Origin of the sequence: Pseudomonas sp. P1.31 (assembly GCF_001269815.1) — a bacterium.
In the GTDB taxonomy this organism is placed as follows: domain Bacteria; phylum Pseudomonadota; class Gammaproteobacteria; order Pseudomonadales; family Pseudomonadaceae; genus Aquipseudomonas; species Aquipseudomonas rustica.
In genome coordinates, this window is sequence record NZ_LHVN01000044.1 from 255,920 (window position 1) to 281,330 (window position 25,411).

Annotated in this window: 21 protein-coding genes; 9 read left to right on the plus strand and 12 right to left on the minus strand. The window is 60.6% G+C overall.

Going from position 1 to position 25,411, the window contains the following annotated elements:
- Nucleotides 1–5: 5 nt before the first annotated feature.
- From AD669_RS27170 to hflK (AD669_RS27185), 4 genes are read right to left on the minus strand one after another with little or no spacing between them, the layout of a single operon-like run.
- The gene (locus AD669_RS27170; RefSeq protein ID WP_053125235.1) at nucleotides 6–1,913 is read right to left on the minus strand and encodes a heavy metal translocating P-type ATPase; all 1,908 of its coding nucleotides are present in this window, start codon (nucleotides 1,911–1,913) and stop codon (nucleotides 6–8) included.
- Nucleotides 1,910–2,959 carry a protease modulator HflK gene (gene hflK, locus AD669_RS27175; protein WP_053125237.1) on the minus strand — a complete coding sequence of 350 codons (1,050 nt, stop codon included), beginning with the start codon at nucleotides 2,957–2,959 and terminating at the stop codon, nucleotides 1,910–1,912. Before hflK (AD669_RS27175) ends, AD669_RS27170 begins: the two co-directional genes overlap by 4 nt.
- The gene (hflC, locus tag AD669_RS27180; RefSeq protein ID WP_053125239.1) at nucleotides 2,956–3,996 is read right to left on the minus strand and encodes a protease modulator HflC; all 1,041 of its coding nucleotides are present in this window, start codon (nucleotides 3,994–3,996) and stop codon (nucleotides 2,956–2,958) included. Before hflC ends, hflK (AD669_RS27175) begins: the two co-directional genes overlap by 4 nt.
- Nucleotides 3,993–5,954, minus strand: a complete 1,962-nt coding sequence (gene hflK, locus AD669_RS27185) for a protease modulator HflK (protein ID WP_053125241.1) — start codon at nucleotides 5,952–5,954, stop codon at nucleotides 3,993–3,995. The genes hflC and hflK (AD669_RS27185) overlap by 4 nt, the downstream gene beginning before the upstream one ends.
- A gap of 211 nt (nucleotides 5,955–6,165) precedes the next feature.
- Here hflK (AD669_RS27185) and lpdA point away from each other — a divergent pair, with 211 nt between their 5' ends.
- Nucleotides 6,166–7,566 carry a dihydrolipoyl dehydrogenase gene (gene lpdA / locus AD669_RS27190; RefSeq protein ID WP_053125243.1) on the plus strand — a complete coding sequence of 467 codons (1,401 nt, stop codon included), beginning with the start codon at nucleotides 6,166–6,168 and terminating at the stop codon, nucleotides 7,564–7,566.
- Between the two features lie 84 nt (nucleotides 7,567–7,650).
- On the opposite strand, the gene AD669_RS27195 is transcribed toward lpdA, so the two are convergent.
- Nucleotides 7,651–8,124 (minus strand): Lrp/AsnC family transcriptional regulator, encoded by a 474-nt coding sequence (locus tag AD669_RS27195; protein ID WP_053125245.1) that lies wholly within the window; start codon nucleotides 8,122–8,124, stop codon nucleotides 7,651–7,653.
- 144 nt (nucleotides 8,125–8,268) lie between these two features.
- On the opposite strand from AD669_RS27195, the gene AD669_RS27200 reads away from it, so the two are divergent.
- On the plus strand, nucleotides 8,269–8,898 hold the full coding sequence (locus AD669_RS27200) for a LysE family translocator (protein WP_053125247.1): 630 nt from the start codon (nucleotides 8,269–8,271) through the stop codon (nucleotides 8,896–8,898).
- Here the strand turns inward: AD669_RS27200 and AD669_RS27205 are convergent.
- From AD669_RS27205 to AD669_RS27230, 7 genes are all read right to left on the minus strand, one after another.
- Nucleotides 8,895–11,033 carry a hypothetical protein gene (locus AD669_RS27205; protein ID WP_053125249.1) on the minus strand — a complete coding sequence of 713 codons (2,139 nt, stop codon included), beginning with the start codon at nucleotides 11,031–11,033 and terminating at the stop codon, nucleotides 8,895–8,897. The genes AD669_RS27200 and AD669_RS27205 overlap by 4 nt on opposite strands.
- Nucleotides 11,020–12,204, minus strand: coding sequence for a DUF3142 domain-containing protein (locus tag AD669_RS27210; RefSeq protein WP_053125251.1), 1,185 nt, complete (start codon nucleotides 12,202–12,204; stop codon nucleotides 11,020–11,022). The genes AD669_RS27205 and AD669_RS27210 overlap by 14 nt, the downstream gene beginning before the upstream one ends.
- Before the next feature lie 137 nt (nucleotides 12,205–12,341).
- Nucleotides 12,342–13,181 (minus strand): class I SAM-dependent methyltransferase, encoded by an 840-nt coding sequence (locus AD669_RS27215; RefSeq protein WP_053125253.1) that lies wholly within the window; start codon nucleotides 13,179–13,181, stop codon nucleotides 12,342–12,344.
- Entirely contained in the window at nucleotides 13,166–13,303 is a 138-nt protein-coding gene (locus AD669_RS28525; RefSeq protein WP_156316195.1) for a hypothetical protein, read from the minus strand. Before AD669_RS28525 ends, AD669_RS27215 begins: the two co-directional genes overlap by 16 nt.
- Entirely contained in the window at nucleotides 13,300–14,175 is an 876-nt protein-coding gene (locus AD669_RS27220) for a bifunctional 2-polyprenyl-6-hydroxyphenol methylase/3-demethylubiquinol 3-O-methyltransferase UbiG (protein WP_053125255.1), read from the minus strand. The genes AD669_RS28525 and AD669_RS27220 overlap by 4 nt, the downstream gene beginning before the upstream one ends.
- Nucleotides 14,172–15,476, minus strand: coding sequence for a glycosyltransferase (locus tag AD669_RS27225; protein ID WP_053125257.1), 1,305 nt, complete (start codon nucleotides 15,474–15,476; stop codon nucleotides 14,172–14,174). The genes AD669_RS27220 and AD669_RS27225 overlap by 4 nt, the downstream gene beginning before the upstream one ends.
- The gene (locus AD669_RS27230; RefSeq protein WP_053125456.1) at nucleotides 15,470–17,104 is read right to left on the minus strand and encodes a glycosyltransferase; all 1,635 of its coding nucleotides are present in this window, start codon (nucleotides 17,102–17,104) and stop codon (nucleotides 15,470–15,472) included. Before AD669_RS27230 ends, AD669_RS27225 begins: the two co-directional genes overlap by 7 nt.
- 427 nt (nucleotides 17,105–17,531) lie before the next feature.
- Between AD669_RS27230 and AD669_RS27235 the strand changes: the two genes are divergently transcribed.
- From AD669_RS27235 to AD669_RS27265, 7 genes are read left to right on the plus strand one after another with little or no spacing between them, the layout of a single operon-like run.
- Complete coding sequence (locus tag AD669_RS27235) at nucleotides 17,532–18,446, plus strand: GDP-mannose 4,6-dehydratase (RefSeq protein ID WP_053125259.1); 915 nt, start codon at nucleotides 17,532–17,534, stop codon at nucleotides 18,444–18,446.
- Nucleotides 18,443–19,414: a GDP-mannose 4,6-dehydratase gene (gene gmd, locus AD669_RS27240; protein ID WP_011336673.1), complete on the plus strand. Its 972-nt coding sequence runs from the start codon at nucleotides 18,443–18,445 to the stop codon at nucleotides 19,412–19,414. Before AD669_RS27235 ends, gmd begins: the two co-directional genes overlap by 4 nt.
- Nucleotides 19,415–19,417: 3 nt before the next feature.
- Nucleotides 19,418–20,860 carry a mannose-1-phosphate guanylyltransferase/mannose-6-phosphate isomerase gene (locus AD669_RS27245; protein ID WP_053125261.1) on the plus strand — a complete coding sequence of 481 codons (1,443 nt, stop codon included), beginning with the start codon at nucleotides 19,418–19,420 and terminating at the stop codon, nucleotides 20,858–20,860.
- Nucleotides 20,861–21,658, plus strand: a complete 798-nt coding sequence (locus AD669_RS27250) for an ABC transporter permease (RefSeq protein WP_053125263.1) — start codon at nucleotides 20,861–20,863, stop codon at nucleotides 21,656–21,658.
- The gene (locus AD669_RS27255) at nucleotides 21,658–22,923 is read left to right on the plus strand and encodes an ABC transporter ATP-binding protein (protein WP_053125265.1); all 1,266 of its coding nucleotides are present in this window, start codon (nucleotides 21,658–21,660) and stop codon (nucleotides 22,921–22,923) included. Before AD669_RS27250 ends, AD669_RS27255 begins: the two co-directional genes overlap by 1 nt.
- A complete protein-coding gene (locus AD669_RS27260) occupies nucleotides 22,920–24,296 on the plus strand; it encodes a glycosyltransferase family 1 protein (protein ID WP_053125267.1) in 1,377 nt (458 codons plus the stop codon). Before AD669_RS27255 ends, AD669_RS27260 begins: the two co-directional genes overlap by 4 nt.
- Nucleotides 24,280–25,410 (plus strand): glycosyltransferase family 1 protein, encoded by a 1,131-nt coding sequence (locus AD669_RS27265; RefSeq protein WP_053125457.1) that lies wholly within the window; start codon nucleotides 24,280–24,282, stop codon nucleotides 25,408–25,410. Before AD669_RS27260 ends, AD669_RS27265 begins: the two co-directional genes overlap by 17 nt.
- Nucleotide 25,411: the final 1 nt, after the last annotated feature.

The window sequence follows — 25,411 nt, forward strand, 5'->3', positions numbered from 1 at the left end:
TAATTTCAATGATCGTCCTTGAGCTTTAGCAGTGGTTCCTGAAAGCGCAGCAGCCGCCCGGCATTGCCCAACACCAGTAGCGTACTGAGGTTATGCAACAGCGCCGCGATCATCGCCCCGGCGGCACCCAACCAACCGAATGCGGCGAACACAACGATGGCCAGCGTCCAGCCCAGACCGATGACCACGTTGACTTGCAATGTTCGTCGACACTGGCGACTGAGGCGTACACAGGTTCCGAGCCGGCGCAGATCGCTGCCGATCAGCACGATGTCAGCCGAGGCCAACGCGATGTCCGCACCGCCGGCGCCCATCGCCACGCCGACCACACCGGCCTTGAGTGCCAACGAATCGTTGATGCCGTCACCCACCACCATCGGCCGGAAACCGTTGTCGATTTCCTTGAGCACACGATTGAGTTTGTCCTCGGGTAAGGCCTGGGCTTGAACCTCTTGCAAACCAACATCACGCGCCAAAGTCTGAGCGACACTCTGCCGATCACCGGTCAGCAACAGTTGCCGACCCAAGCCCAATTCGCGCAACTCGCTGAGGGCAAAACGCGCCTCCGGTTTGACGCTGTCAGCCAGCAACAACCACGCAAGAAATTCACCGTTCAAGGACAACCCGGCAATCGGGCCGTCGTGCTCGGGAACGGTCGTAGTAATGATGCCCAATTGCGCGAACAACTCCGGTCGCCCCAGCGCCGCTTCGCCCTGCTCCGTCATCGCGACCACACCAAGGCCCTGACGCTCGTGTATCTCACTCAGGGCGACGGACTGTTCCTGACTGACCAACCCCGCCAGCGCTCGACTCACCGGATGACTGCTCGCCGCTCCGAGGCTGGCAGCCAGTGCGGTAATCGCGGAAGTGTCTGTGTGGGAACTGTCGATCGACTGTAAACGCAAGGTGCCGTAAGTCAGCGTGCCGGTCTTGTCGACGACCAGCGAGGTCAGGTCAGCCAGTTCTTCAAGAAAAGCCGAACTGCGGATCAGAATCCCGTGCCGCGCCGCCACCGCGACACCGGCAATCGCCGTCGCCGGCGCAGACAACACCAACGCGCACGGACACGCCGCCACCAACACCGCGAGCATCGCCTGCGCATCATTGGTGACGAACCAGGTCACCGCCGCCAGCAACAACACCAGCACCATGTAGCTGCCGGCATAACGCTCGAGCAAACGAGTGATCGGTGGTTTCGAACGCTCGGCGTTTTGCATCAGGGCGATGACTTTGCCGAGGGTCGATTCATCGCCGGTGCGGGTGACTTCGATACGCAGCAGCCCATCAAGGTTGATCGCGCCACCGAACACCGTCATGCCGACGCCCGCCTCGACCGGCACCGACTCGCCGGTAATCGAAGCGGTATCGAGACTGGCCTGACCGGACAAAACCCGACCGTCCGCCGGCACCCGATCACCGGCGCGCACCTCAACAGTGTCGCCAGATTTCAGCGTGCCGTTGTCCACTTCGAGGATCGAACCACCAGCCTGAACCTTGCGCGCGTGACTGCGCGTCAGTTGGCCAAGCGCATGGATCGCTTCCTGCGAACCGATGACACTGCGCTCCTCCAGCACGTGGCCGAAGATCATGATGATCGGCAGCAGCGCCGCCGTCAGCAGATCACCAGTCGCCCACGCGCCGAGCATGGCCAAGGCAATCAGTTGATCGGTGATGCCGTGCAGGCTTGGATAACGCAGGCTGAACCACGCCGAACGCATCACCGGCACGGCGACTAATAAAGAAGCAAAACCCAGCAGCAACTGACTGACACCGGTTTGCTCCGGCACCAGCCAACGCCAGATCAAACCGAGACCGAGCAAGCCCAGCGCAAGCATCGCGAGGGTCAATTGCCGAGCAGCGCGGCGTTGTTCGGCCGAGGACAACAGGCTCGGTGCGGCGGTCGTCGCAGTCATTTACTGGCTCCCTGAATGATCAGGCGGGAATCGTCTTTCGGATCGACCGTGGTCACTGATCCGGCCTGGCCGAGAATCTTCGGCATGCGTTCGCGGAACAGGCGCAAGAGCATTTGCGGGTCGGCGCTGCTGGCCAGACTCGACACCGTGGCGGTGTCGGCCGAGGCTTTGGCCAGGCGTTCACCCGCCTGCGCGTGAGCCACTTGCAGCGTGCGGTCGGCTTGTTCGTTGGCGGTCTGGGTGAGTTTCTCGGCGTCGGTGCGCGCGTTGGCCACGGCTTTATCGGCTTGCTGACTGGCAGTCAGCACGGCGTTGAACGCACTTACGGCAGGGTCAGGCAGACTCGATTGCACATCGACCCGTGCCACTTCGATACCGATGCCCTGCCCGCTCGCCTTCAACTCGGCGAGGCGTTTGTTGATGCCTTGCACCAGATCACCGCGCAGCCTTTCACGGCGTTCGGCGGCTTGATTGTCAGCGCCGATCAACTCCGGACGAGCGACAAGAATAGTGTCGAGATCGCGCGCGGCCGTCAGTGCGACGGCGCTGCGGGTGACCAATCGATCCAGTGCTGGCAGCACATGATCGGCCTGCAAGACGAAGTCGTAAGGGTCGGTGACTTTGTAAAAGACCCGCACATCCAGTTGCACCACGCCGGCATCACCGGTCAATAAATAACCAGACCCGGCCAGCGCATCGCTCAGCGGTGTGGCGAACGAAGCGACGCGATCAGCCTTCAACGCCTCATCGCTGCGCAACAGATTTTCCACTCGGCGTTCGATCACCCTATCCGCTGCAGGCAGCAAAATCACCTGTTCGAATGGCTGCGGCCAGGCCAACAACAGACCGGCGTTCTGTACGCGATCCAGCGCGCCGAAGTGCAAAACCACGGCGCGATTCTGCGGGTCGATCTGCCGCACGTTAGAGAATGCCCACGCCAATGCGGCCAAGACCGTTACCGCATACAGGGCAAAAAATGCCAAACGACCGGCCTGAATCCACGGACTGTTTAGCGAATGTGTTCCACGTGGAACTTCTTCACTCATGGCTGCAATCCGGATTTGCTGTCGAGTGTCGGCGGGCCATCGACCAATACGCGGAATGGCGCGGCGTCGGTGCGCAGAATCAGTTTGGTGTCCGGCGTGACAATGGTGCCGAGGGTGTCCAGCGAGCGCAGCAAGTTATACAGCTGAGGCGAACTGGCGTAGGCGCGGCCATAAATCTGCGCGGCTTCGACGCGAGATTGCGCTTCGATTTCTGCGGCTTTCACGGTGGCGTCAGCTTGCACAATTCGCGCATCGCGTTCGGCAGCGGAACGGATTTGCGCCGCTTCGCGTTTGCCGATCGCCGTGCGTTCGGTAGCAATTGTTTCACGCTCGGCGCGCATGCGATCGACCGTGGCGGTGAGCGTTACCGACGGCAAGGTCAAACGCTCGATGCCGACTTGCACAACACGCACGCCATAGGTCGCCAGCAATTGCTGATCAATCTGCTGACGCAACTGCGCTTCGAAGTCAGCGATGTGCACTTGGCTGGCATCGGTGTTGACCAGATTTGCCAGATCGAAACTGCTTGCGGTGGTTTCCAGCGCCGAGCCAACGAAGGTGCGAATCTGCCGCGCCGCTTCGTCGGGCTGGTTTTGCACTGCGCGCATGAAGCGCTGCACATTGTCCGGGTCGGCCTGCACCTGCCACGCCACATAAGCCTGAACGATGATGCGCAAACCGTCGCGGGTACCGACATCCTGCAAGCCGCTGGAGGTAGTGCGCAGACGTAGATCCACCGGAATCGCCGCTTCGAATGGCGCCGGCCAGCGCCAGCTCAAACCCGGTTCAAGCAATACCCGCGATGGATTACCGAAGCGAGTAATGACCGTGGCTTCACCGGAGCGCACTTGCACCAGGCTCGCCGCCGCGATAGCGAACGCCACCAGCAACACCGCCCAGCCCATGCGCCGCCACGGGAAAGGCCCCGCCTCTTCCGGCGCTCCGTGGTGATGATGCCCATGATGATGGTGATGTCCGCCGTGGCCGTGATCGTGGCTGCTGTGATCATGCGGTTCGTGTGTGTGCGACTGGCTCAATGGGCGACTCCTGGTTGAGCGGTGGTGCGCGCGGGCGTCGGGTCAGCCGGCAGCGTGAAGGTACGCAGGTCGATGGTCGGCGCATTGCTGCTGCCACCGAGGCGATGATCGAGTACCAGCAATTTGGCTTTGCTCAGGCCTTGGCTGAGCTGCGCGAGGTATTGCTCCAGCACAAAGGCCTGGCCGGCACTGGCGTAGGCTTTTTGTTCGGCGCTGAATTTCAGATCCGCCGCCTGCGCCGTGGCACTGGTTTCGCGTGCATTGGCACTGGCCTGATCGCGAGCGAGGCTGGCCTGCAATTGCGCCTGATTACTCGCTTCGGCCGCCGCGCCACGCTCGCGGGAGATCAACGCCTGGGCGCCGATCTGCGCCGCTTGCACCGCGTGATAAGCATTGGCGGCACCGGCCGGCGGGTGAATGGCTTCAACCACCGTGGCGAGAATCTCCACACCACTGTTGAGTTGTTGCAGATCACTTTGCACCGCGCGACCGATCTCCTCGCCCAGCCCTACCCGATCTTCGCCGAGCAAACCGTCGAGCGTGCGCGAGGCAAAGTCGTGCACCAGAATCCGGCTGGCGGTGCTGCGGATCAGTGTGGGTACATCGGCACTGTTGTACGTCGCGGCCAGCGCCGCCTGATCAGTCAGGCCGATGCGATAGACGAAGCGCACGTCCATGTTGACGATTTGAAAGCTCTGCTGATCGCCACGGCTGCTGGCGATCACTTGCGACTTGTCGTTGACGTGACTGGCGTCCCACAAGCGGTTCGCCGTCATCGGCGCCGGGCCTTCAGCAGGATCGGCTTGTGGCGGTGCCGGGTTCTCGCCGACGCTGGTAGCGAGTTCATGCACCACGCCGTTTTCGACGATCAACACGCGACCCAACGGCCACGGCAAACCTGTGTGCAAACCGGGGCCAAACACCTGCACCGGTTTGCCGAAACGCTCATAAATGCCGCGACCCTGAAGAGGGATTTCGTGGATGCCGGTGAGCAACCAACCCACCGCAGTGATCAGCACCAACACCGGCAGAAACGCTCGGCGCATGTAACTGAACGCCCAGATCTGACGTAGATCGATGCCAAAACGGTTGTGCAATTCATGCTGCAACGCGAGCAACGGCTGCGGCGGCCAGCGCAGCATGTCGGCGACGAAACTGCGCGCCAGTAGCGTCGGTTCGAGCTGTTCGCGGCGTGGGCTGAAGACCGAGAGTACCGCGCGCAATAGCAGCTCGATCGCGACCAATCCCGGCAAGATGCCGATGAGTACCGCCACGCGAACCGGCCAAACCGCGTTCTCGCCAGCGAACAATAAACACAGCGCGCCGAGCACCAGACTGATGATCGCCATGCGCGTCAGTTGCGCCAGCGCTCCTGCTTCTGGCCATTGCGCTGGATTCTCCTGAGCGAGTTGCCGCTCCAGTACCAGCAAGCCGAACGCCAGCAGCAACGCCAACGCCGCACCGACGGAGGCGGACACTCCAACGGTTGCGGCGGGTAACGTCAGGTTCCACACCTGTTCGATGCTCAGCGCCACCAGCAACGACCAACCGCCCAACCACAGCGTCGCTGCACCGATCTGGCCAAGCACATGCAAACCGCGCTGACTGAGGCGATCCAGCAGGCGTTCGTACCAACCTTCTGGCGCAATCGCTTGATCGTCGGCAGTCGGCGTCAGCACACCAGGATTGATCACCTGCGCGCGCCACTGCGTCACCCACCACGCCGATTGCAGCCCGGCGACCAGCACCAGCAACGCCGCGCTCTGATTGACCAGCAGCGGCAGCCACAATGACTGCGGCGCAAACAACCCGACGAAAAACGCCGACACCCAGCCCGCCCCGGCCAATCCGCCAAGGCCCAACGCCCAACGCCGCAGTCGCCTGCCCTGCATGGTCGCCTGCTGAAAACGCGGCAGTCCGGTCACCTGCGTGCCATCCACCTCCAGATCAACTTGCATATCACCCCAAAATCATAGGCTCACGGTTCATATCGTTACGATATAACGAAAAGCGTGAAATATTCGTACACAATTACCCATATTCAAAGGCGCCCAACCTGTCGCTTGCCTGAAGCCTTGACCGAAATGTCTGGAAACGCACATATTACGTTCGTAATTTTTATCGACAGCTACTTTTAGCGATCCGCATCCATTCATCAGGAGCAAGCGCATGAGCAACTATGACGTAGTGATTCTGGGCGGCGGCCCCGGTGGTTATAACGCGGCGATCCGCGCCGGCCAGTTGGGCCTCAAGGCCGCTTGCGTCGAAGGTCGGGCGACCCTCGGCGGCACCTGCCTGAACGTCGGTTGCATGCCGTCCAAAGCCCTGTTGCACGCCTCGGAGCTGTATGACGCGGCCATGGGTGCGGAATTCGCCAACCTCGGCATCGAAGTCAAACCGACGCTGAACCTCGCGCAAATGATGAAACAGAAAGACGAAAGCGTGACCGCCCTGACCAAAGGCATCGAGTTTCTCTTTCGCAAGAACAAGGTCGACTGGATCAAGGGCTGGGGCCACATCGATGGGCCGGGCAAGGTTACGGTGACTGACGATCAGGGCAATAAGGTCGAGCTGACTGCCAAAGACATCATCATCGCCACCGGCTCCGAGCCCACTCCCCTGCCCGGTGTCGAGATCGACAACAAGCGCATCCTCGATTCCACGGGCGCGTTGTCGCTGAGCGAAGTGCCCAAGCATCTGGTGGTCATCGGGGCCGGCGTGATCGGTCTGGAATTGGGTTCGGTGTGGCGGCGACTCGGCGCGCAGGTGACCGTGGTCGAATACCTCGACCGCATCTGCCCCGGTGTTGATGCCGAAGCCGGCAAAACCCTGCAACGCTCGCTGAGCAAACAGGGCATCGCCTTCAAGTTGAGTTCGAAAGTCACCAGCGCTACGTCGTCGGAGAACGGCGTGCAGCTCAGCGTTGAGCCGGCGGCGGGCGGCACGGCGGAACTGCTCGAAGCCGATTACGTGCTGGTGGCGATTGGTCGTCGTCCGTACACCCAAGGCCTGGGCCTGGAAAACGTCGGTCTGAGCACCGACAAGCGCGGCATGCTCGCCAATAAACAGCATCGCACCGAAGCGGCTGGCGTCTGGGTGATTGGCGACGTGACGTCCGGGCCGATGCTCGCGCACAAGGCTGAGGATGAAGCGATGGCCTGCGTCGAGCAGATCCACGGCAAGGCTGGCGAGGTGAATTACGACCTGATCCCCAACGTGATCTACACCAAGCCGGAACTGGCCAGCGTCGGCAAGACTGAAGAGCAACTCAAGGCTGAGGGTCGCGCCTACAAGGTCGGCAAGTTTCCGTTCACCGCCAACAGCCGGGCGAAGATCAACCATGAGACCGAGGGTTTTGCCAAAGTCCTCGCCGATGAACGCACGGATGAAGTGCTCGGCGTGCATCTTGTGGGGCCGAGCGTGAGTGAGATGATTGGCGAGTTTTGTGTGGCGATGGAATTCAGTGCGTCGGCGGAGGACATTGCCTTGACGTGTCACCCGCACCCGACGCGCTCGGAAGCGTTGCGCCAGGCGGCGATGAATGTCGAGGGGATGGCGACGCAGATGTAGAAGATCAAAAGATCGCAGCCTTCGGCAGCTCCTACATGAAATGCGCCCCCTGTAGGAGCTGCCGAAGGCTGCGATCTTTGCTTGTCAGGCCGGCAGATGCCCCAAAGGCAAAGCCCCCGGTGTCTTCACCGTGTGAATCGCAAAGTTACTGCGGATGTCACTCACCCCCGGCAACTTCAACAGGCAGCCGCTGAGAAAGCGGTCATACGCGCGCAGATCCGGCACCACCACTTGCAGCAGAAAATCCGATTCCCCCGACACCAGAAACGCCGATATCACCTCCGGCAGCGCCGTCACCGCCGCATAAAACGCCTCGGCCTGTTCGTCGTTGTGGCGTTCGACCTTGACCCCGACAAACACCGTCAGCCCCAACCCGACTTCATCGCGATCAAGATTGGCCTGATAGCCGCGAATCACCCCCGCCTCTTCCAGCATGCGCACCCGGCGCAAACACGGCGATGCCGACAAGCCGATTTCATCCGCCAGCTCGACGTTGCTCAGGCGCCCGTCCCGTTGCAGGGCGGCGAGGATTTTGCGGTCGAAGGCATCCAGTTTCATGTTTGGCAGATCCCAATAGTTATCGCGCATAAAGCTAGCAGGTTATGCCAATTGCAGAAGCTTTTGAAGCCGACTACGCAAGCACCTGCCCCGCCCTTCAGCCCTAGACTGGCGCTACCGAATCGACAACGAAAGGACTGAACCGTGGCGAGTCTCTGGCTGTTTTTCCTGGCATTGGCGGTGGTTTTTCTGCTGCCCGGCCCAGACATGATCCTGCTCCTGCAAACCGGTGCGCGTCAGGGCCGCGGCGCCGCATTGGCCACGGCGATAGGCCTGGCGATTGCTCGAGGTTGTCATGTGGCATTGGCGGCGTTGGGGCTGGCGGCGCTATTCAAAGCAGCGCCGTGGACGTTCGAAGTGGTGCGGCTCGCCGGTGCGGCGTATCTGCTGTGGATCGGCATTCAATGCCTGCGCAGCACACTGCTGCCGAACCTGACGACAGGTGAAACTGCCGATAGCCACGGCCAATGGCGCGAAGCGATCCGGCGCGGTTTGCTGACCAATCTACTCAACCCCAAAGCCCTGTTGTTCTGCTCGGTGCTGTTGCCGCAGTTCATCGTCGCCGACGGCGCGCCAGTGCTGAGCCAGTTCGCCCTGCTCGGTGCGCTGCTGGTCGGCGTCGGTCTGCTGTTCGACAGCGCCTATGCGCTGACCGGCGCCGCGCTGGGCCGTTGGCTGCAACACAGTCCAACGGCGCAACGGCTGCAGCAATGGTTGTTCGGCAGCCTGTTGATCGGTTTCGCCGTGCGCCTGACTTTCGTCCAGCAGGCTTAGCCTTTGCGGGCCTTGCGCTGACGACGGCTGATCAACAGCAACGCGGCGGCCGTGACCAAGACAATCGCGCCAACCTGCACCGGCCACTTGTATGGTCGCAGCGTCGCGCGTACGGAGTCCGTGACCTGGGTGACGTAACGCTTGTCGGCGTTTTCGAAATCCGGGTACGGGCACTGATTGCCGAAATCCACCGCCCACAACACGTACGGGCCTTCCTTGATGTAACGCTGATACAGCGCGCTCTGCTCTTCGAGGCTGCTGTTCCAACCCGCCGCGTTGCACAGCACGGCAGCAAATGCCTGGCTGGTGTGCGGCAGGTTGTCGGCGGCGCGGCTGGCCAATTCGGTGGCGACGAAACGGTAGTGATAGCGCTGATCCGGTTTCGCTTCGCTGGCCTTCTGGCGCTGCACTTCGGCTTCGCTGACCAGCGGACCGACTGTCAGCTCGGTGGTTTCCAGGCTGAAGTTGCCGCCGAACGTGGCGTAATCCGGGGCCATCTCGTAACCGAGGATGTCCATGCCCCACTCGCGCGCCGTCCACGCGGCGTTGTACAGCGCACTGGCACGCTTGGTCGGCCACCATGCGGAATCGGCTTTCAAGCGTTGCTCACCGTAGAGCCGCGCCTTGTTTTGCAGGTCGGAATTGTCGAAATACGCGACCGCTTCGGCGTAATGCCCTTCGCGCAGCAAGCGCCGACCGAGCAGATTGCGCAGGCTGGCGGCGACCGGCAGCGGCACGTAGTTATCGCGCTCCTGCTGGGTCAGTGCGGGCGGTGCCGGGACGTTATCGTCGACGTATTTTTTCAGCTCTTCAACCGTCAGCACACGTTCGGCCACGGTCGCCGCATCGAACCAATAGGTGCTGTTGCTGCGATACAACTGCACGAACGCTTGCAGGTATTCGCCGCGCTGCAAGGCGAGAATCGCGCTTTCGCCTTCGACCCGGCATTTCGGCTGCAGGCTTTCGTACGCCCAGTCCGGGGTACGGCGATAACCCCAATCTTCTTTCTGCGGGAAGGCCTGCGCGGCTTTCGAATAGGCTGCGGCGGCGGCATTTTTGTCGCCGTCACGCACCGCCAGTTTCGCGCGCAGCCACCACGCGAGTCCGCCATCGCCGGCATTTTCGAGGAAAGCTTTGGCACCGGCGTAATCGCCCTGTTGATAACTCATCGCTGCCAGGCGATCTGCATTTTCGAGACTGCCACGGGTGCTGTTTTGCAGCAGCTTCACCAGTTTCTTCTCGTTCGGCGGTTCGTCGCCAAACGACCAGCCCTGACGGCTGACCAAGGACGCCGTGACCAGTTGCTGCACCGATGTGTGCTGAAGCAATTCGGCCAGTTCGGCCTCGGGCAATTCCGCCAACTCATTCATCAATTGCTTGAGCGATGTGTAACCCACGGCGGAACCGTGCAGGTTCTGCGCTTCATACAATTCGATGGCGGCGTTCCAGTCGCCAGCGGCACGCACCACCCGCGCCTCTTCGCCGAGGCTGGCGACACCCAGCTCCAACGGATCGCTGAAACCGTCGATGCTCAGTTGCCGAGCCTGACGGAACGCATCACGCGATCGCTCCAGCGCGACGACCTTATCCCCGGCTTCGCTGCTCATGGCGAACAACGTGCGCCCGAGAGAATACGCAGCCCAGGTGCTGCGCAACGGACGCTGATCTGCCGGCAACGCCAGCAACTTGTTGAAATACTCGACGGCGAGTTGATGATCGCCCGTGGCAAATGCGACCGCGCCGGCCACGTACAAGCGGATTTCTGCCGGCAGGCTGGCGCCCTGCACTTCGACCTGATGGGCATCGGTCAGGCCGCGCAGTTGCTTGACCAGCGTTTGCTGATCGGCGCTCAAACCCAGCTGTTCAGCCTTATCGCGCGCGTCGGCGGCTGCGTTTTCTTCGCCGTACAGGTCGTTGGGATTGTGCGTCGCCGCCGTGACGTTGTTCAGCCCGGCAATGGCTTTGCCGAGGCGGCTGAGTTCGAAGTTGAAGTTGCCCTCCGGCAGATCCGCCAGGGTTTGCCCGCGATTGTCGAGCAGGCGCATCGGGAAGTCCGGGCCGCAGGCCAGCGCCGAGCCCAATGGCAAGCAGAGGCTCAGGCAGAGCAGATGGCGGGGCCAGTTACGGGTCAACATGCGAACCTCCTTGATCAATATGTGCGCAACGCGCCCAACCGATGGCGCGTTGTCCGCCCGCCGGCAATCGGCCGTCGTGCAGGCGGGTGAAGGTAAGCAGATCCGGGCCTTGTTGCAATGCATAACCGGCGAGCGCATCGGCACCTTCACAGCGTTGCGCCTTCAAGGTGATTTGCGCGGGCCAGGCACTGTCGAGGTTGCCGGGGTTGTCGAGTTTGATGTCGTAGAGACCATCGTTTTCGCTGAACGTCACGCCGAGCTGGCTGACGAGTTGATCGCCACGGGCCACCGCGCGCAACGTGGTCAGACTCCAGGCGCGGCGATCGTTGGCCAGCGGCAAGCGAAACCAGATCAACCCGGCCAGATGCGCCGGCGGGTCTTCGCGCAGGGTCTTGCCGAGTTGGCTCAATGGCAGCGGATCGGCGAGCAGTTCCTGACGCTCGCCACCGCGCTCGAGTTGCACTTCGCTTTCCACCACCGGCGCCCCACCGTCGTCCGGCAACAGCGCGACTCCGTAGGCCGGCAGCGCGAGATAAAAAGGTTTATCGGTGATTCGCGCCCAGGCCTTGGCCCACTTCAACGCCTGATCGGAATCGAACAGCCCTCGACGCGGATCGCTGACCGCGTGGACTTGCAGCACGCTGCTGTCGACGGTTTGCAGGAGTGTCGGCAATTGCGCGCTGTCGAGCCAGGCTGGCAGTGCGGTGATGCTCAGCGCAATGTCTGTCGGCAATGCCGAGCGCAGCTGTTTGAGGAATTCAGCGTAGGCCGGTAACCGCGCATTACCGGCGTCGTGATCGATCTCGACGCCGCTCAGCGTCAAGCCTTGCGCCTGCCAATCGGCGAGCACCTGGAGAATCTGCGCGGTGACTTGATCTTGATCCAGCGACTTGAGCTGGCCGTCGAGACGAATCACCGCGATCAACGCACGGCCATCGGCTTTCAACAACGGCGCATCGATTCGCGCGCGGCTCCATCCGGCGTTGGGGAAGGCTTGCAGGGCGAGGACGCGCAGCGTCGAGAAATCATTGTGGCTGTCGCGCAACGCTGACTCATGGGCCGGCGTCCATTGGCGTTGCCAGATGTAGAGTTGTTGGTCGAGGGGTGGCGCGTCTTGCTGCTTGCAACCCACAAGCAAGATGCCCAAGAACAGACCGACAATAAACCGCATACCTTCCAACCCCCGAACACCACAAGGCTGCAAGGTTACACAAAAACCCTGTAGGAGCTGTCGAGTGAAACGAGGCTGCGATCTTTTGATCCTGTTTTTTAAAATCAAGATCAAAAGATCGCAGCGTGCCGCAGCTCCTACAGAGGTACTCCGGGTTTACGGGCAATGATGATCTGGCTTTTGGCAATCACCGAGTCCAGCGCCTGTTTGATCTGCGCGCCACGTGGCGAGCTGAGCAACGCCTGCCAGGTATCCGCCCAGTGATTGAGCAACGGATGATCCGGGTTGTTCAAATCAACCTTGGCTTCCCAGAACAACAGCATCCACACCGACCAGTAAAACCCGTGCTGGCTGTGGCTGATGATCTCCAGCCCGGCATCGCTGACCATCGTCTTGAACTGCTCTTCGCTGATGATCCGAATGTGGTTGGGCTTCTGGAAATACTCATCGGCGGCGATGCCTATTTGCAGGTTTTCGGAACTTGAATGCGGCACGCTCAGCAGGTACATGGCACCCGGCTTGCCGACCCGTACCAGTTCAGAAAGAAATTGCGCCGGGTCATCGACATGCTCGATCACTTCGGTGGAAACCACCCGCGTTGCCGTGGCGTCGGCTATCGGTAAAGGATTGCAGTCCGTGACATGGCATTCGATATCGCGCGCCGGCGTGTCACTCAGGCGCTGACGCGTCGCTTCGACCTTGGCCGCGTCGATGTCGGCGATGATGATTTTCGCCCCGCGCATGCCGCAGAAATGCACATTGCCGCCATCACCGCAGCCGACGTCGAGCAATACGTCGTCAGGGCTCACCACAAAGCCTTTGAACAGCTCGCCGGTCGCCTCTGTGTACCAGCCGCTGAGCACCGCGTCGTGCAGGCCGACCATGTAAGAATCTTTTTTCTCGGGGATCACAGCGGCAGGCGGCTCGGCAACTGGAGCCGGTGCTGTCGGCAATAATTTTTTCAAAAGTTGCAGCATGAGAACGCTCCAGAGGATCGGCTGGCATCGGCGAACCGGTTGCCTGGCAAGTGATGGAACAAAACGCCCGGCACAGCGATGGCGCGCAATTTTTCGATGCCCATGATCCGTTTGCCGGTCATGACGTGCGCCCTGCGTCCAGAGGTTTGCGGGCGATGATGACCTGACTTTTCGGCATCAATTGATCGAGGGTCTGTTTGATCGCATGGCCATCGGGCTGGGCCAGCAGGTCTTGCCAGGTGCGGGCCCAGCTTTCCATCAACGGTGGATACGGCGCCTGAATGCGATCACGCACCGCGCCGCCGGGATCTCTGCCGGCCGCGCGCTCGCTCGCCCAGAAAAATATCATCCCCATCACCCAGAAAAATCCATTGGCCTGGCGATGCTCGATTACCAGACCCGCGTCCTCTACCAATGCGGCGAAACGCTCCGGGGTAAAAATCTGCACATGATTGGGCGATTGGTAATAGCTGGCCGGGGCGATGCCCTTCTGCAAATGCTCGCCCACCGGTGCCGGTACGCTGAGCAGGTATTGCGCACCGGGGCGCCCCATGCGCACCAGTTCGGCCATGAATGGTTCCGGGTGGTCGATGTGCTCCAGCACTTCCATGCACACCACTTTGCTGGCGCAGCCATCGGCTAATGGCAGCGGCAGGCTGTTGCTGACCAGGCCCAGGTTCAGTTGATGGCTTTGCGCGTCGACCTGCCGGGCAAGATCGCGCACCTTGTGGTGTTCACTGTCAGTGAAAATCACCGAGGCGCCCTGACGGACAGCGAACAATGTTGCCACGCCTTCGCCGCAACCAACGTCGAGCAGCGTGTCATCCGCCGTGATTGCAAAACCTTTGAGCAATTCGCCCGAGTCGCCTAAAAACCAGCCGTCGAGCACGGCGTCATGCAAACCGACATCAGCAGGCGAAACGCTGGGGAGCGGCGCAGGCTCGGGCATCGGCGCGGGCGCGGGCAACCATCGTGCGAGCAGTCGCCGAATCATGCGCGCGAGACTTGTGCAGGAGGCGTCTGAGCCGATTGCAGACGTTGTTCAAAAAATGCCCGCAAACGCTGTTCGGTGTTGGCCTGACTGCAAAAGCGCTGCAGATTGCTGACGGCGTGGGCCGACATTCTGGCGTAGCGCTGACCATCGGTTTTCGCCACGTCATAGCTGGCGCGATAGGCCGTACACAGCGAATCCCAGTCGGTCATGTAGCGCATCGTCCGATACGCCGCGCGGGGATCGTGCGGCCAGGCCGTGAGCTCTTCAGTGAAATCGACGATGAACGCACAATCGCCGTCGATGTAATCGGCCATTGCCGTGTTCAGCGGTGCAATCGCCGGTTTGCCGCACGACATGAATTCCATCAACGGCAGGCACTGCCCTTCGCCGTAGGAGCTGTTGACCACGTAACTGGTGGCCTGCACCAGCGCTTCATAATCAACATCAGCCAGATAGCCGTGGATCAACACGATCCGGCATTGGTACGTCTGATTCTTGTAGAGATGATGCACCATGTCGTACAGCGCATTGGCGATGTCATGGTGGGTGAGTTTCAGCACCAGCGTTGCATCGGGCACGTCACGAAAAGTGCTGCAGAATGCACTGATCATGTCATGCCAATTCTTGCGCCCGTCATAGGGATTGAACACCGAGGTGTAGACCACGCCCTCAAGTTGCACCGTGCAATCCTGCGGTGGACCGCTGAACGACATCGGCGTCCCCTCTTGCAGCTCGCTTGGGCCATACGGCCGCAAGTCGACGGTGCGGCTGTCGATCAACAGACCTCGCAAATTCAACTGCACGTTTTCCACCACTGAGCTTTTGCTCAATGACTGACCACGCGCAGCGAAGCGATCCCACACCGGCGCCGGGATTGCACACACCGGATAATCGGCCCCCATCACATCGCGCACGGTATTGACCGTGAACGTCGAATGGGTGATCGCCCTGCCGCAGGCCTCCAGCACCACACGCCAGTCATGGCGCGGTTCACCCTGCCAGCTCTCGGTCGGAATGGTGCTGAATTCCCAGGCAAATACCGGAATGGTCGGGCACGCATAATGAATCGGCGTGCGATGCGGCGGCGAGAACGACAGGTAAACACATGCTTCGCCACGGCTCAGGCAATCGAAATACAGGCGATCGACCAATTCGTCGGGATTACTTACCTCGATGACCTGCCCGATGCGTTCCAGCACCGGGCGGAATTCCTTGAGCACGAAGTAATAGCTGTACTCGGGCCGGCCGAGGTTTTGCTGGATATTGCTCTTGTTGGTTTCCGAATGAATGATGATCAGCATGAGGCAGCCCCCGCTTCGATTGGCTGCGAAGCGACGTCACGGACAGGTGTCAGCCCGAGAAACGCTGCCAGGCGTTGCTGCACAGGCGCGAATCCGCAGTAATCGTGCATACGCTGATCAGCGGCGGCGGCCATGGTCTGGTAAGCCTGCGGATGATTTTTAGCCATCGCGTAGCTGTCCTCGTAAGCGGTTTTCAGCGAGCCCCAGTCCGGGCGATGGCGCAGCGTGCGATACAGAATCCGCACGTCCTCCGGCCAGATGGTCGGCTCGCGGCTGGACTTGACGATGAAGCCGACTTCTTCATCGATGTAATCGCGCATGGCCGTGTGGTTTGGCGCGATCACCGGACGGGCGCACGACATGAATTCCATCAACGGCAGGCACAACCCTTCGCAGCGTGACGCGTTGACATAGAAACTCGCCGCGCCATACAACCGGGCGAATTCCTCGTCTTCGAGATAGCCATGCATGACCACCACGCGGCAGGCAAAAGGCGACAGTTGCGACAGCAACGTGATCAGATGAACGTAGTAACTCGACAGGTCGTTCTGGGTGATTTTCAGCACCAGCGTCGCGTCTTCGACATCGCGCATGGCCCAGCAGAATGCCGTGATCAAGTGATGCCAGTTCTTGCGCCCGTCATCAGGGTTGAACACGCTCACGTAGACCACGCCACTGACGTCGATCTGTGCGTACTCGCTGGTATCGGGCAACACCGCTTGAGGATGTTCGACTTGCTCCATGGCTTGCGCGACCGTCGTCGCCAGAGGCAAGGGCTCGGGGGCCGGCGTACGCAGACCGGAAAGCTTTTGGCGCAGCGCATCGGGCAATAAATCGCTGACGGCTTCGCGATACCACATCAGCAGGTTGTGCTTGAGCAGAAACAGCGGCCGATGCTCGGAAGGACGGGTGAAAGCTCGAACGCCTTCACGCAGATAATGCCTGGTGATGAATGCCCGACGGCGCGGGGTCAGCTCGGGAGGTGGCAGAGGTTCTGCCGGCGTCTCCTCGACCGGCTCGGCCAGGCCACGGGTTTCCAGTTCCTGCTCGTTGTGAATGGGGGCGATCAGACCGTCGGCAGACAACCCCAGAGCGCGGCTGTCGATGATGCAACCCTTGATCTGCAACGTCGCTCCGGCGTTCACCGCTGCGGGCGGAAATTGCTCACGCACAGCGGCAAAACCTTCCCACAATGGCGTGGGCAGAACCAGTACAGGAAAGTCTTCACCCAAGGTGCGGCGGATCGCTTCGGCCGTGTGGCTGGACAGCGTGATCACCCGGCCATGCCGCGCCAGCGTCTGGCTCCAGTCCTGGCGGGGATCATCGGGGTGGCACTCGGAAGGGATCGAGTCATACTCCCACGCGATCACGCACACCGTCGGGCATTGCAGGTCAGTCGGGGTTTTATGCGGTGGCGAGAACGAAAGAAACAGACACTCTTCACCGGCCTCTTGCAGGTGTCGATACAGCGGATCGACTTCAGCCGCCGAGGCTACGACATGCACCCGCCCAAGGCTTTCCAGCACAGGGCGATAGGCCTTGAGCACGAAGTAATAGCTGTATTCGGGACGCCCAAGACTCTGGCTGATGGAGCGGTCGTTGACGTCCGAGTAAAGAATGAAATTCATGGCATTCCACGATGAAACCACCATCCCGGCAGTCTCATGCTATGACGGCCAAGCGTCGGATCGAATCGGTTTTACCGGCCTTCGTCCTTCGTCATGGGAGACGTCTTCGTTCTTGTTTTAGTGGTTGGTTTCACTCTGGCTCGCGACCCTTGCGACAAACTTTGAAGAATGGCGGCGAGGGGCATTCTAAACACATCCATCAAGGATTCGTGAACCGCCCGGCGAGAATAAATTTGGCTACGCTGACGAGAACTGACCGGTCACGGTTTGGCCGGTTGAAATTGCTCGGCAATTGGCACAGATTGACAGCAAATAACTACAACAACGTTTTCGCCTGTCGTCTTAGCGGATTTTCCAACCGATCTGACAGACCCTTCTCTAAAGCCTGTAGGAAGTGCTGCGAAAACCAAGACCAAGGGGTCGCTGTTTGAAAAAGCGTCTGTTCGTCACGGGTCTCAGTGGATTCGTTGGACAACATATTCAGTCACGTTTGGCCTCGCCCGACGCTGCGTGGGAACTGCTGCCTGCGGCTTCACGTTTCGACCTGACGGATCCGCACAGCCTCAGCGACCTGTGGCCGCACATGCCAGACGCGGTCATTCATCTGGCTGGCCAGACATTCGTCCCTGAAGCCTTCCGCGACCCGGCCCGCACCTTCGACATCAATCTGCTCGGCACCCTCAATCTGTTGCAGGCCCTCAAGGCCCGTGGTTTTCAGGGCTCCTTCCTGTACGTCAGCTCTGGCGACGTTTACGGTCAGGTCAGCGAGAACGATCTGCCGATCACCGAACAACAAGCGCCCTGCCCGCGTAACCCGTACGCGGTGAGCAAAATCTCGGCCGAGTTTCTCAGCCTGCAATGGGGTTTGAGTGAGGGCTGGCCGGTACTGGTCGCGCGGCCGTTCAACCACATCGGCAGCGGGCAGAAAGAAAGTTTTGTCATCGCCAGCGCGGCGCGACAGATCATTCGCATCAAGCAAGGTCTGCAAGCACCACAACTGGAAGTCGGCGATATTGACGTCAGCCGCGATTTTCTCGATGTTGGCGACGTGGTCTCGGCGTATTTCGCGTTGCTGGAAAAGGGCCAGGCAGGACAGGTTTACAACATCTGCTCGGGGCGGGAGCAGAGCATCCGCAGTCTGATTGAACAACTGGCCGATCTGGCCGAAGTAACCATGCAACTGGTTCAGGATCCGGCACGTATGCGACGCGCCGATCAGCGTCGCGTTTGCGGCAGCCATGAACGGCTGACCAAAACCACAGGATGGACGCCTGACATCACCACACAACAATCCCTGCGGGCGATCCTGTCCGACTGGGAGAAGCGAGTAAAACAAGAATGACTAAAAGTGCACTGATCACAGGGATCACCGGCCAGGACGGCGCTTATCTGGCGAAACTGTTGCTCGACAAGGGCTACAAGGTTCATGGCCTGGTCGCACGACGCAGCAGCGATTCGCGCTGGCGCCTGCGCGAGATGGGTGTCGAAGCCGACATCGTTTATCTCGACGGCGACATGGCCGATGCCTGCTCGGTACAGCGCGCGGTCATCAAATCGGCGCCGGACGAAGTCTATAACCTCGCCGCGCAAAGTTTTGTCGCCGCCTCCTGGGATCAACCGGTGACCACCGGCATCGTCGATGGCCTGGGCGTCACGCACTTGCTTGAAGCGATTCGTCAGTTCAGCCCGCACACGCGCTTCTATCAGGCCTCGACCAGCGAAATGTTCGGCCTGATCCAGGCCGAGCAGCAGGATGAGAACACCCCGTTCTATCCGCGCAGCCCGTACGGCGTGGCCAAGCTCTACGGCCACTGGATCACCGTCAACTATCGCGAAAGCTTCAACCTGCACGCCAGTAGCGGCATCCTCTTCAACCATGAATCGCCCCTGCGTGGCATTGAGTTCGTCACCCGCAAGGTCACCGACGCCGCTGCTCGCATCAAGCAAGGCAAACAGCAGGAGCTGGCGCTGGGCAACATCGATGCGAAACGCGACTGGGGTTTTGCCGGCGATTACGTCGAAGCCATGTGGCTGATGCTGCAACAGGACAAGCCTGACGATTTCGTGGTTGCCACTGGCGTCACCACCACGGTGCGCGAGATGTGCCGCATCGCCTTCGATCACGTCGGCCTCAACTACCGCGATTACGTGAAGATCGACCCGGCGTTTTTCCGCCCGGCCGAAGTTGAAGTGCTGCTCGGCAATCCGGCCAAGGCTCAGCGCGTGCTGGGCTGGAAGCCGAAAACCGACCTGGATACCTTGATCCGCATGATGATGGATGCGGACATGAAACGCGTCGCCAAGGAGTAGGCCATGCTGATCCCCGTGATTTTGTCCGGCGGTGCCGGCACTCGTTTGTGGCCGGTGTCCCGCGAGGGCCATCCGAAACCGTTCATGAATTTGCCCGACGGCCAGTCGCTGCTCGGCAAGACCTACCAGCGCGCGGCAGCTTTGCTCGACGGCTGGGGCGACATCGTCACGGTGACCAATCGCGAGTACTACTTCCAGAGCAAGGATCACTATTGCGCCGCCCACGTCTCGCGCCATCGCGGGCACTTCCTGCTGGAGCCAACCGGGCGCAACACCGCGCCGGCGATTGCTGCCGCAGCGTTGTCGCTGCAAGCGCTGCACGGTGATGACGCGATCATGGTGGTGATGCCGGCCGACCATTTGATCGTCAATCAGGACGCGCTGAAAACCGCCGTCGAGCACGCGGTGAATCTGGCCAAGGACGGTTATCTGGTGACTTTCGGTGTGATCCCGACCGCAGCGGAAACCGGCTTCGGCTACATCGAAACCGGCGCGCCGCTGGACGCCAAAGGCGCGGCGAAAGTGCAGCGTTTCGTCGAGAAACCCGATCTGCAAACCGCCACGCATTACCTGGAAAGCGGCAACTTCCTGTGGAACTCGGGGATGTTCTGCTTCACCACGGCGGCGGTGATTGCCGAACTGCAATTGCACGCGCCTGAACTGCTGGAACAGACCCGCGCCTGCATGGCCGCCAGCGCACCGATCGAAACCGTCGGTTGCCTGCAACAAGAGCTGTCACCGGCGCTGTTCGCGGAAATCACCGACATCTCCATCGACTACGCGCTGATGGAACGCTCGGAAAAAGTCGTGGTGGTGCCGGCCGGTTTTGACTGGAGCGACATCGGTTCGTGGGGCGCCGTCGCGGCTCTGGTGCCCGCCGATGCCGACAACAACCGCGCCAGCGGCGACGCGATCTTCATTGATAGCCACAATAACTTCGTGCAGAGCGAAGACCGGCTGGTGGCGACGGTGGGTGTGGATAACCTGATCATCGTCGACACCGCCGACGCGGTGCTGGTGGCCCACGCCGACCGGGCGCAGGACGTGCGTCGGGTGGCCAAGCAACTCAAGGACAAATCCCACGAAGCCTATCGGCTGCATCGTACCGTCAGCCGCCCGTGGGGGACTTACACGGTTCTCGAAGAAGGGCCGCGTTTCAAGATCAAGCGCATCGTGGTCAAACCCGGTGGCAAGCTGTCCCTGCAAATGCACCATCACCGCAACGAACACTGGGTGGTCGTCGAAGGCATGGCCAAGGTCACCAACAACGGCACCGGCACCACGCTGGTGGCGAAAAATGAATCGACCTTTATTGCCGCCGGCCATAAACATCGCCTGGAAAACCCCGGGGTGATCGATCTGGTGATCATCGAAGTGCAAAGCGGCGAATACCTGGGAGAGGACGACATCGTCCGCTTCGAAGACCAATACGGCAGGACGGTTTAAATGCTGCTTTCCCTGTACCGCTCGTTGTACAGCTATCGGGGATTCATCCTCGGTAGCGTCAAGCGGGAGTTTCAATCGCGCTATCGCAACTCGCTGTTCGGTGCGCTGTGGACTGTGCTCAACCCGCTGTCGATGATCGTGGTCTACACGGTGATTTTTTCCCAGATCATGCGCGCGCGCCTGCCGGGTGTTGATGACGGCCTGGCCTACAGCGTCTACCTGTGTGCAGGCCTGTTGACCTGGGGACTGTTCGCCGAAATTACCTCGCGCAGCCAGGGCATGTTCCTCGAAAACGCGAACCTGCTGAAAAAAATCAGCTTCCCGCGTATCTGTCTGCCGGTGATTGCGCTCCTCAATGCCGGCATCAACTTCGCGATCATTCTGGGATTGTTCTTCGGCTTCCTGCTGATCAGCGGACGCTTGCCTGGCATGGCTTTGCTGGCGTTGATCCCGCTGCTGATCCTGCAAGTGATCTTCGCCGCCGGGCTGGGGATGTTGCTTGGCATTCTCAACGTGTTCTTTCGCGACGTCGGTCAGATGTTCGGAATTTGCCTGCAATTCTGGTTCTGGCTGACACCGATCGTTTACCCACTGTCGATTCTGCCGCCGGGCATTCAACACGTTATCGGACTGAACCCGATGACCCCCCTGATGACCAGTTACCAGAATGTGTTTCTCTATAACCAATGGCCGGACTGGTCCTCGCTGATTCCGCTGCTGATCATCGGTCTGTTGCTCTGTGCCATGGCGTTGCGGCTGTTTCGTCATCGCGTCGGTGAAATGGTGGACGAGCTCTGATGGGACATATACGCGTTACCGGCCTGGGCAAGGCCTACAAACAGTACCCGAATCGCTGGAGCCGCCTGTTTGAATGGCTGGTGCCGTTTTCCGGAACCCGCCACCATCAGCACTGGATCCTGCAAGACGTCGACTTCGAGATCAAACCCGGGGAGGCCGTCGGCATCGTCGGCGTCAACGGCGCGGGTAAAAGCACCCTGCTGAAAATGATCACCGGCACTACCCAGCCGACCTGTGGCCACATTCAACTGGAAGGCCGGGTTGCCGCGCTGCTGGAACTGGGCATGGGTTTTCACCCGGACTTCACCGGCCGACAGAACGCCTTCATGTCAGGTCAGTTACTGGGCATGCAAGTCGAAGAGATTGAACAACTGATGCCGCAAATCGAAAGCTTTGCCGAAATCGGCGAAGCCATCGATCAACCCGTGCGCACCTATTCCAGCGGGATGCAGATGCGTCTGGCGTTCAGTGTCGCCACCGCGCGACGCCCGGACATTCTGATCGTCGACGAAGCCTTGTCGGTCGGTGATGCCTACTTCCAGCACAAAAGCTTCGAACGCATACGCAGCTTCCGCGCGGCCGGTACCACTCTGCTGATCGTCTCCCATGACCGCTCGGCCATTCAGTCGATCTGCGACAGCGCCATTCTTCTCGAAAACGGGCGTCTGGCCATGCGCGGTAAACCCGAAGAAGTCATGGACTATTACAACGCCATGCTCGCTCAGCGCGAGGGGCAGACGGTACGCCAGGAAATGCTTGCCAACGGTCAGGTGCAAACCATTTCCGGCACCGGCGAAGCGGGGATTATCAGCGTGCGCCTGCTCGATGCACGCGGGCGCAGCCTCGAAGTCGCAGAAGTCGGTCAGCCTGTGGTGCTGGAGGTGCAGACCGAAGTTCGTAAAGACATCGAACGGCTGATTCTCGGTTTCATGATCAAGGATCGGCTGGGTCAGGCCATCTACGGGATCAACACCCATCGCCTCGACAAAGCCGTCACCGACCTGAGCGCCGGCGAGCGCGTGACCTTCCGCTTCGCCTTCGACATGCGTCTGGGCAAGGGCAGTTATTCGGTCGCGTTGAGCCTGTCACGTCTCGACTCGCACCTGGATCGCAACTTCGAATGGCGCGATTACGGCCTGGTCTTCCACGTCATCAACAATCGCCAGGAAGACTTTGTCGGCTGCTCGTGGCTGCAAGCGCAAACCGACATCACCCGCTCCAGTGAACCCCTTGTACAAACGCCTGATATGGAGATCTTGCGATGACGCGACTGTTGGTGGAGTGCACTTACGTTTTCGAACACCCGACCGCCAACTCCGGCATTCAACGCGTGGTGCGCAACGTCATCCAGCAACTGCCGGCGGCCGATGAAACTGTCGAGTGCATCCCGGTGGTGATGATTGATGGCGGTCTCTATGAAGTGAAAAGTCTGGCCCCGCTGAAATCACCCAAGCTCGACCTGGTGAGCCTGCGCGTGAAGCTGGAGCAATGGGCCAACGCCTTCTGGCTGCGCCACCGTGCACTGGAGCGCCGCCGTCCGTTCAGCCAGTCGCATTTCGCCCGCCGAGTGCTCTACGTCGGCTGCCGGCTCAGCGCATTTGCCTGTTTCAGTTTGCCTATGCGCGTGCTCGAACGAGTCCTGAAAGGTAAAACCATTCCCGAACGTTGCGTCCCGTTAGCCCACCGGGCGGGCGATCAATTGGTGTTGCTCGACTCGTCATGGCACGCCAATTTTTTCCCTTTGGCCGAGCAACTCAAGCGTGACGGCGTCGGTATCATCTCGGTGATTTACGACTTGATCCCCCTGACCCATCCGCAGTTCTGCGATGCCGGCCTGGTCAAGGTTTTCAACGACTGGTTCGACTGGATCGCCCGCACGGCCGATGGCTACGTGGCGATTTCGACGACTATCCGCGACCAAGTGCGCGAGGAGATGCTGCGCCGGATTGGCGCGCAACAAGTCGAACAACGCTGGTTTGATTACTTCCACCTGGGCTCGGAACTGGATCTGAGCGATGCCGGTGCCGAGGTGGATCGAGCCTTGCTGCAGATGTTCAAAACGGCCGAGCCGGTGTTCCTCATGGTCAGCACCATCGAGCCGCGCAAAAATCACGCTTATCTGCTGGATGCCTTCGAACGCGCCTGGGCCACGGGATCCACGGCACGCTTGTGCATTGTCGGGAAAATTGGCTGGAAGTGTGATGCCTTGGTCGAGCGCATTCGCAAGCACCCTGAACTGAACCGCCGCTTGTTCATGTACAACTCACTGTCCGACAGAAGTCTGGAACATGCCTACTCCCACGCCACCGCGCTGGTGTTCCCGTCTTACGTCGAAGGTTTCGGCTTGCCACTGGTGGAAGCCATGCAACGTGGATTACCGGCAATGGCCAGCGATATTCCGGTGTTCCGCGAAATCGGCGGCGATTACATGGCCTATTTCGATCTGGCAGACCCGCAAAGCCTGACCGATCTGGTGACCGGTATGGAGCACTCCGGCAAGTTTCCGGCCGCCCTGAGCCTTGAACAATGGCGTTGGCTCAGTTGGCGCGAAGCGAGCGCGCAATTGGTTCAGCGGATCGAGCGCAACCTGAACACATCGCTGCCTACCGAAGAGAAGCAGCATGCGCATAGCGCTTAACGCCAGAATTCTGCAGGCGCCGCGCACCGGCATCGGCCATTACGTCGCTGAACTGGTCAACGCCTTGCGCAGCGAACCTGATGTCGAAGTCACGCTGTTCCACGGCTGGGGCTGGAGTTCGGCGCTGCCGGAAGCGGCCATGCCCGGTTACTCGCGTTTGACGCCGCTGCTGCGGCAAATCCCCGGTGCCTATCAGGCGCGGCGCTGGCTGGAGCAGAAGCGTTTCGATCAGGGTCGCGCGCAAGGCATCGATCTGTATCACGAGCCGAGCCTGTGGCCGCTGGCCTTCGACGGCCCGACGGTGATTACTTTGCACGACCTCACGCACCTGCACTTCCCCGACACGCAGCCCGCCGCGCGGCTCAAGGAAATCGAGCGGCGACTGGCGATCGGCGTTGCGCAGGCGCAGCTGATTCTCACCGACTCGCAAGCCATCGCCGATGAAGCTCAGGATTATTTCGGCTTGCCGGCCGAGCGCTTTGTGGTCGCCCCGTTGGGCGTCGCGGCACGCTTTCATCCGCGTGAGCCATTGGCGATCGACGCGGTGCTCAAAACGCACGCGGTTACGGCGCGCGAATATTTCCTCTGTGTCGGCACGTTGGAGCCGCGCAAAAACCTGACGCTGGCCCTGCGCGCCCACGCCTTGTTGCCAGAAGCCGTGCGCGAGCGTTTTCCGCTGCTGATCGTCGGCATGGCTGGCTGGCAGCGCGATCAGTTCAGTGAAGAATTGCGTCAAGCCTTGGCCAGCGGTCATGTGTGCCTGCTCGGTTACTTGCCCGATGAACACGTGGCGCAATTGCTCGCCGGCGCGCGGGCACTGATTTTTCCTTCGCTGTACGAAGGTTTCGGTCTGCCGGTGCTGGAGGCGATGGCCAGCGGCACGCCGGTGGTGGTCACCGGTTCTTCGGCGATGCCGGAAGTGGCGGGCCCGGCCGGCAACTATATTCAAGCTGACGATGCACAAGGCTTGCGCGATGCGATGAGCCTTCTGATCGACGATCAAGCACATTGGCAGGCATGCCGAGAAGCCGGATTGCAGCAGGCACGGCTTTTTTCCTGGGAGCGTTGTGCACAGGCCACGGCCGGTGCCTACCGCCAGGCCATGGGAGGTTGAT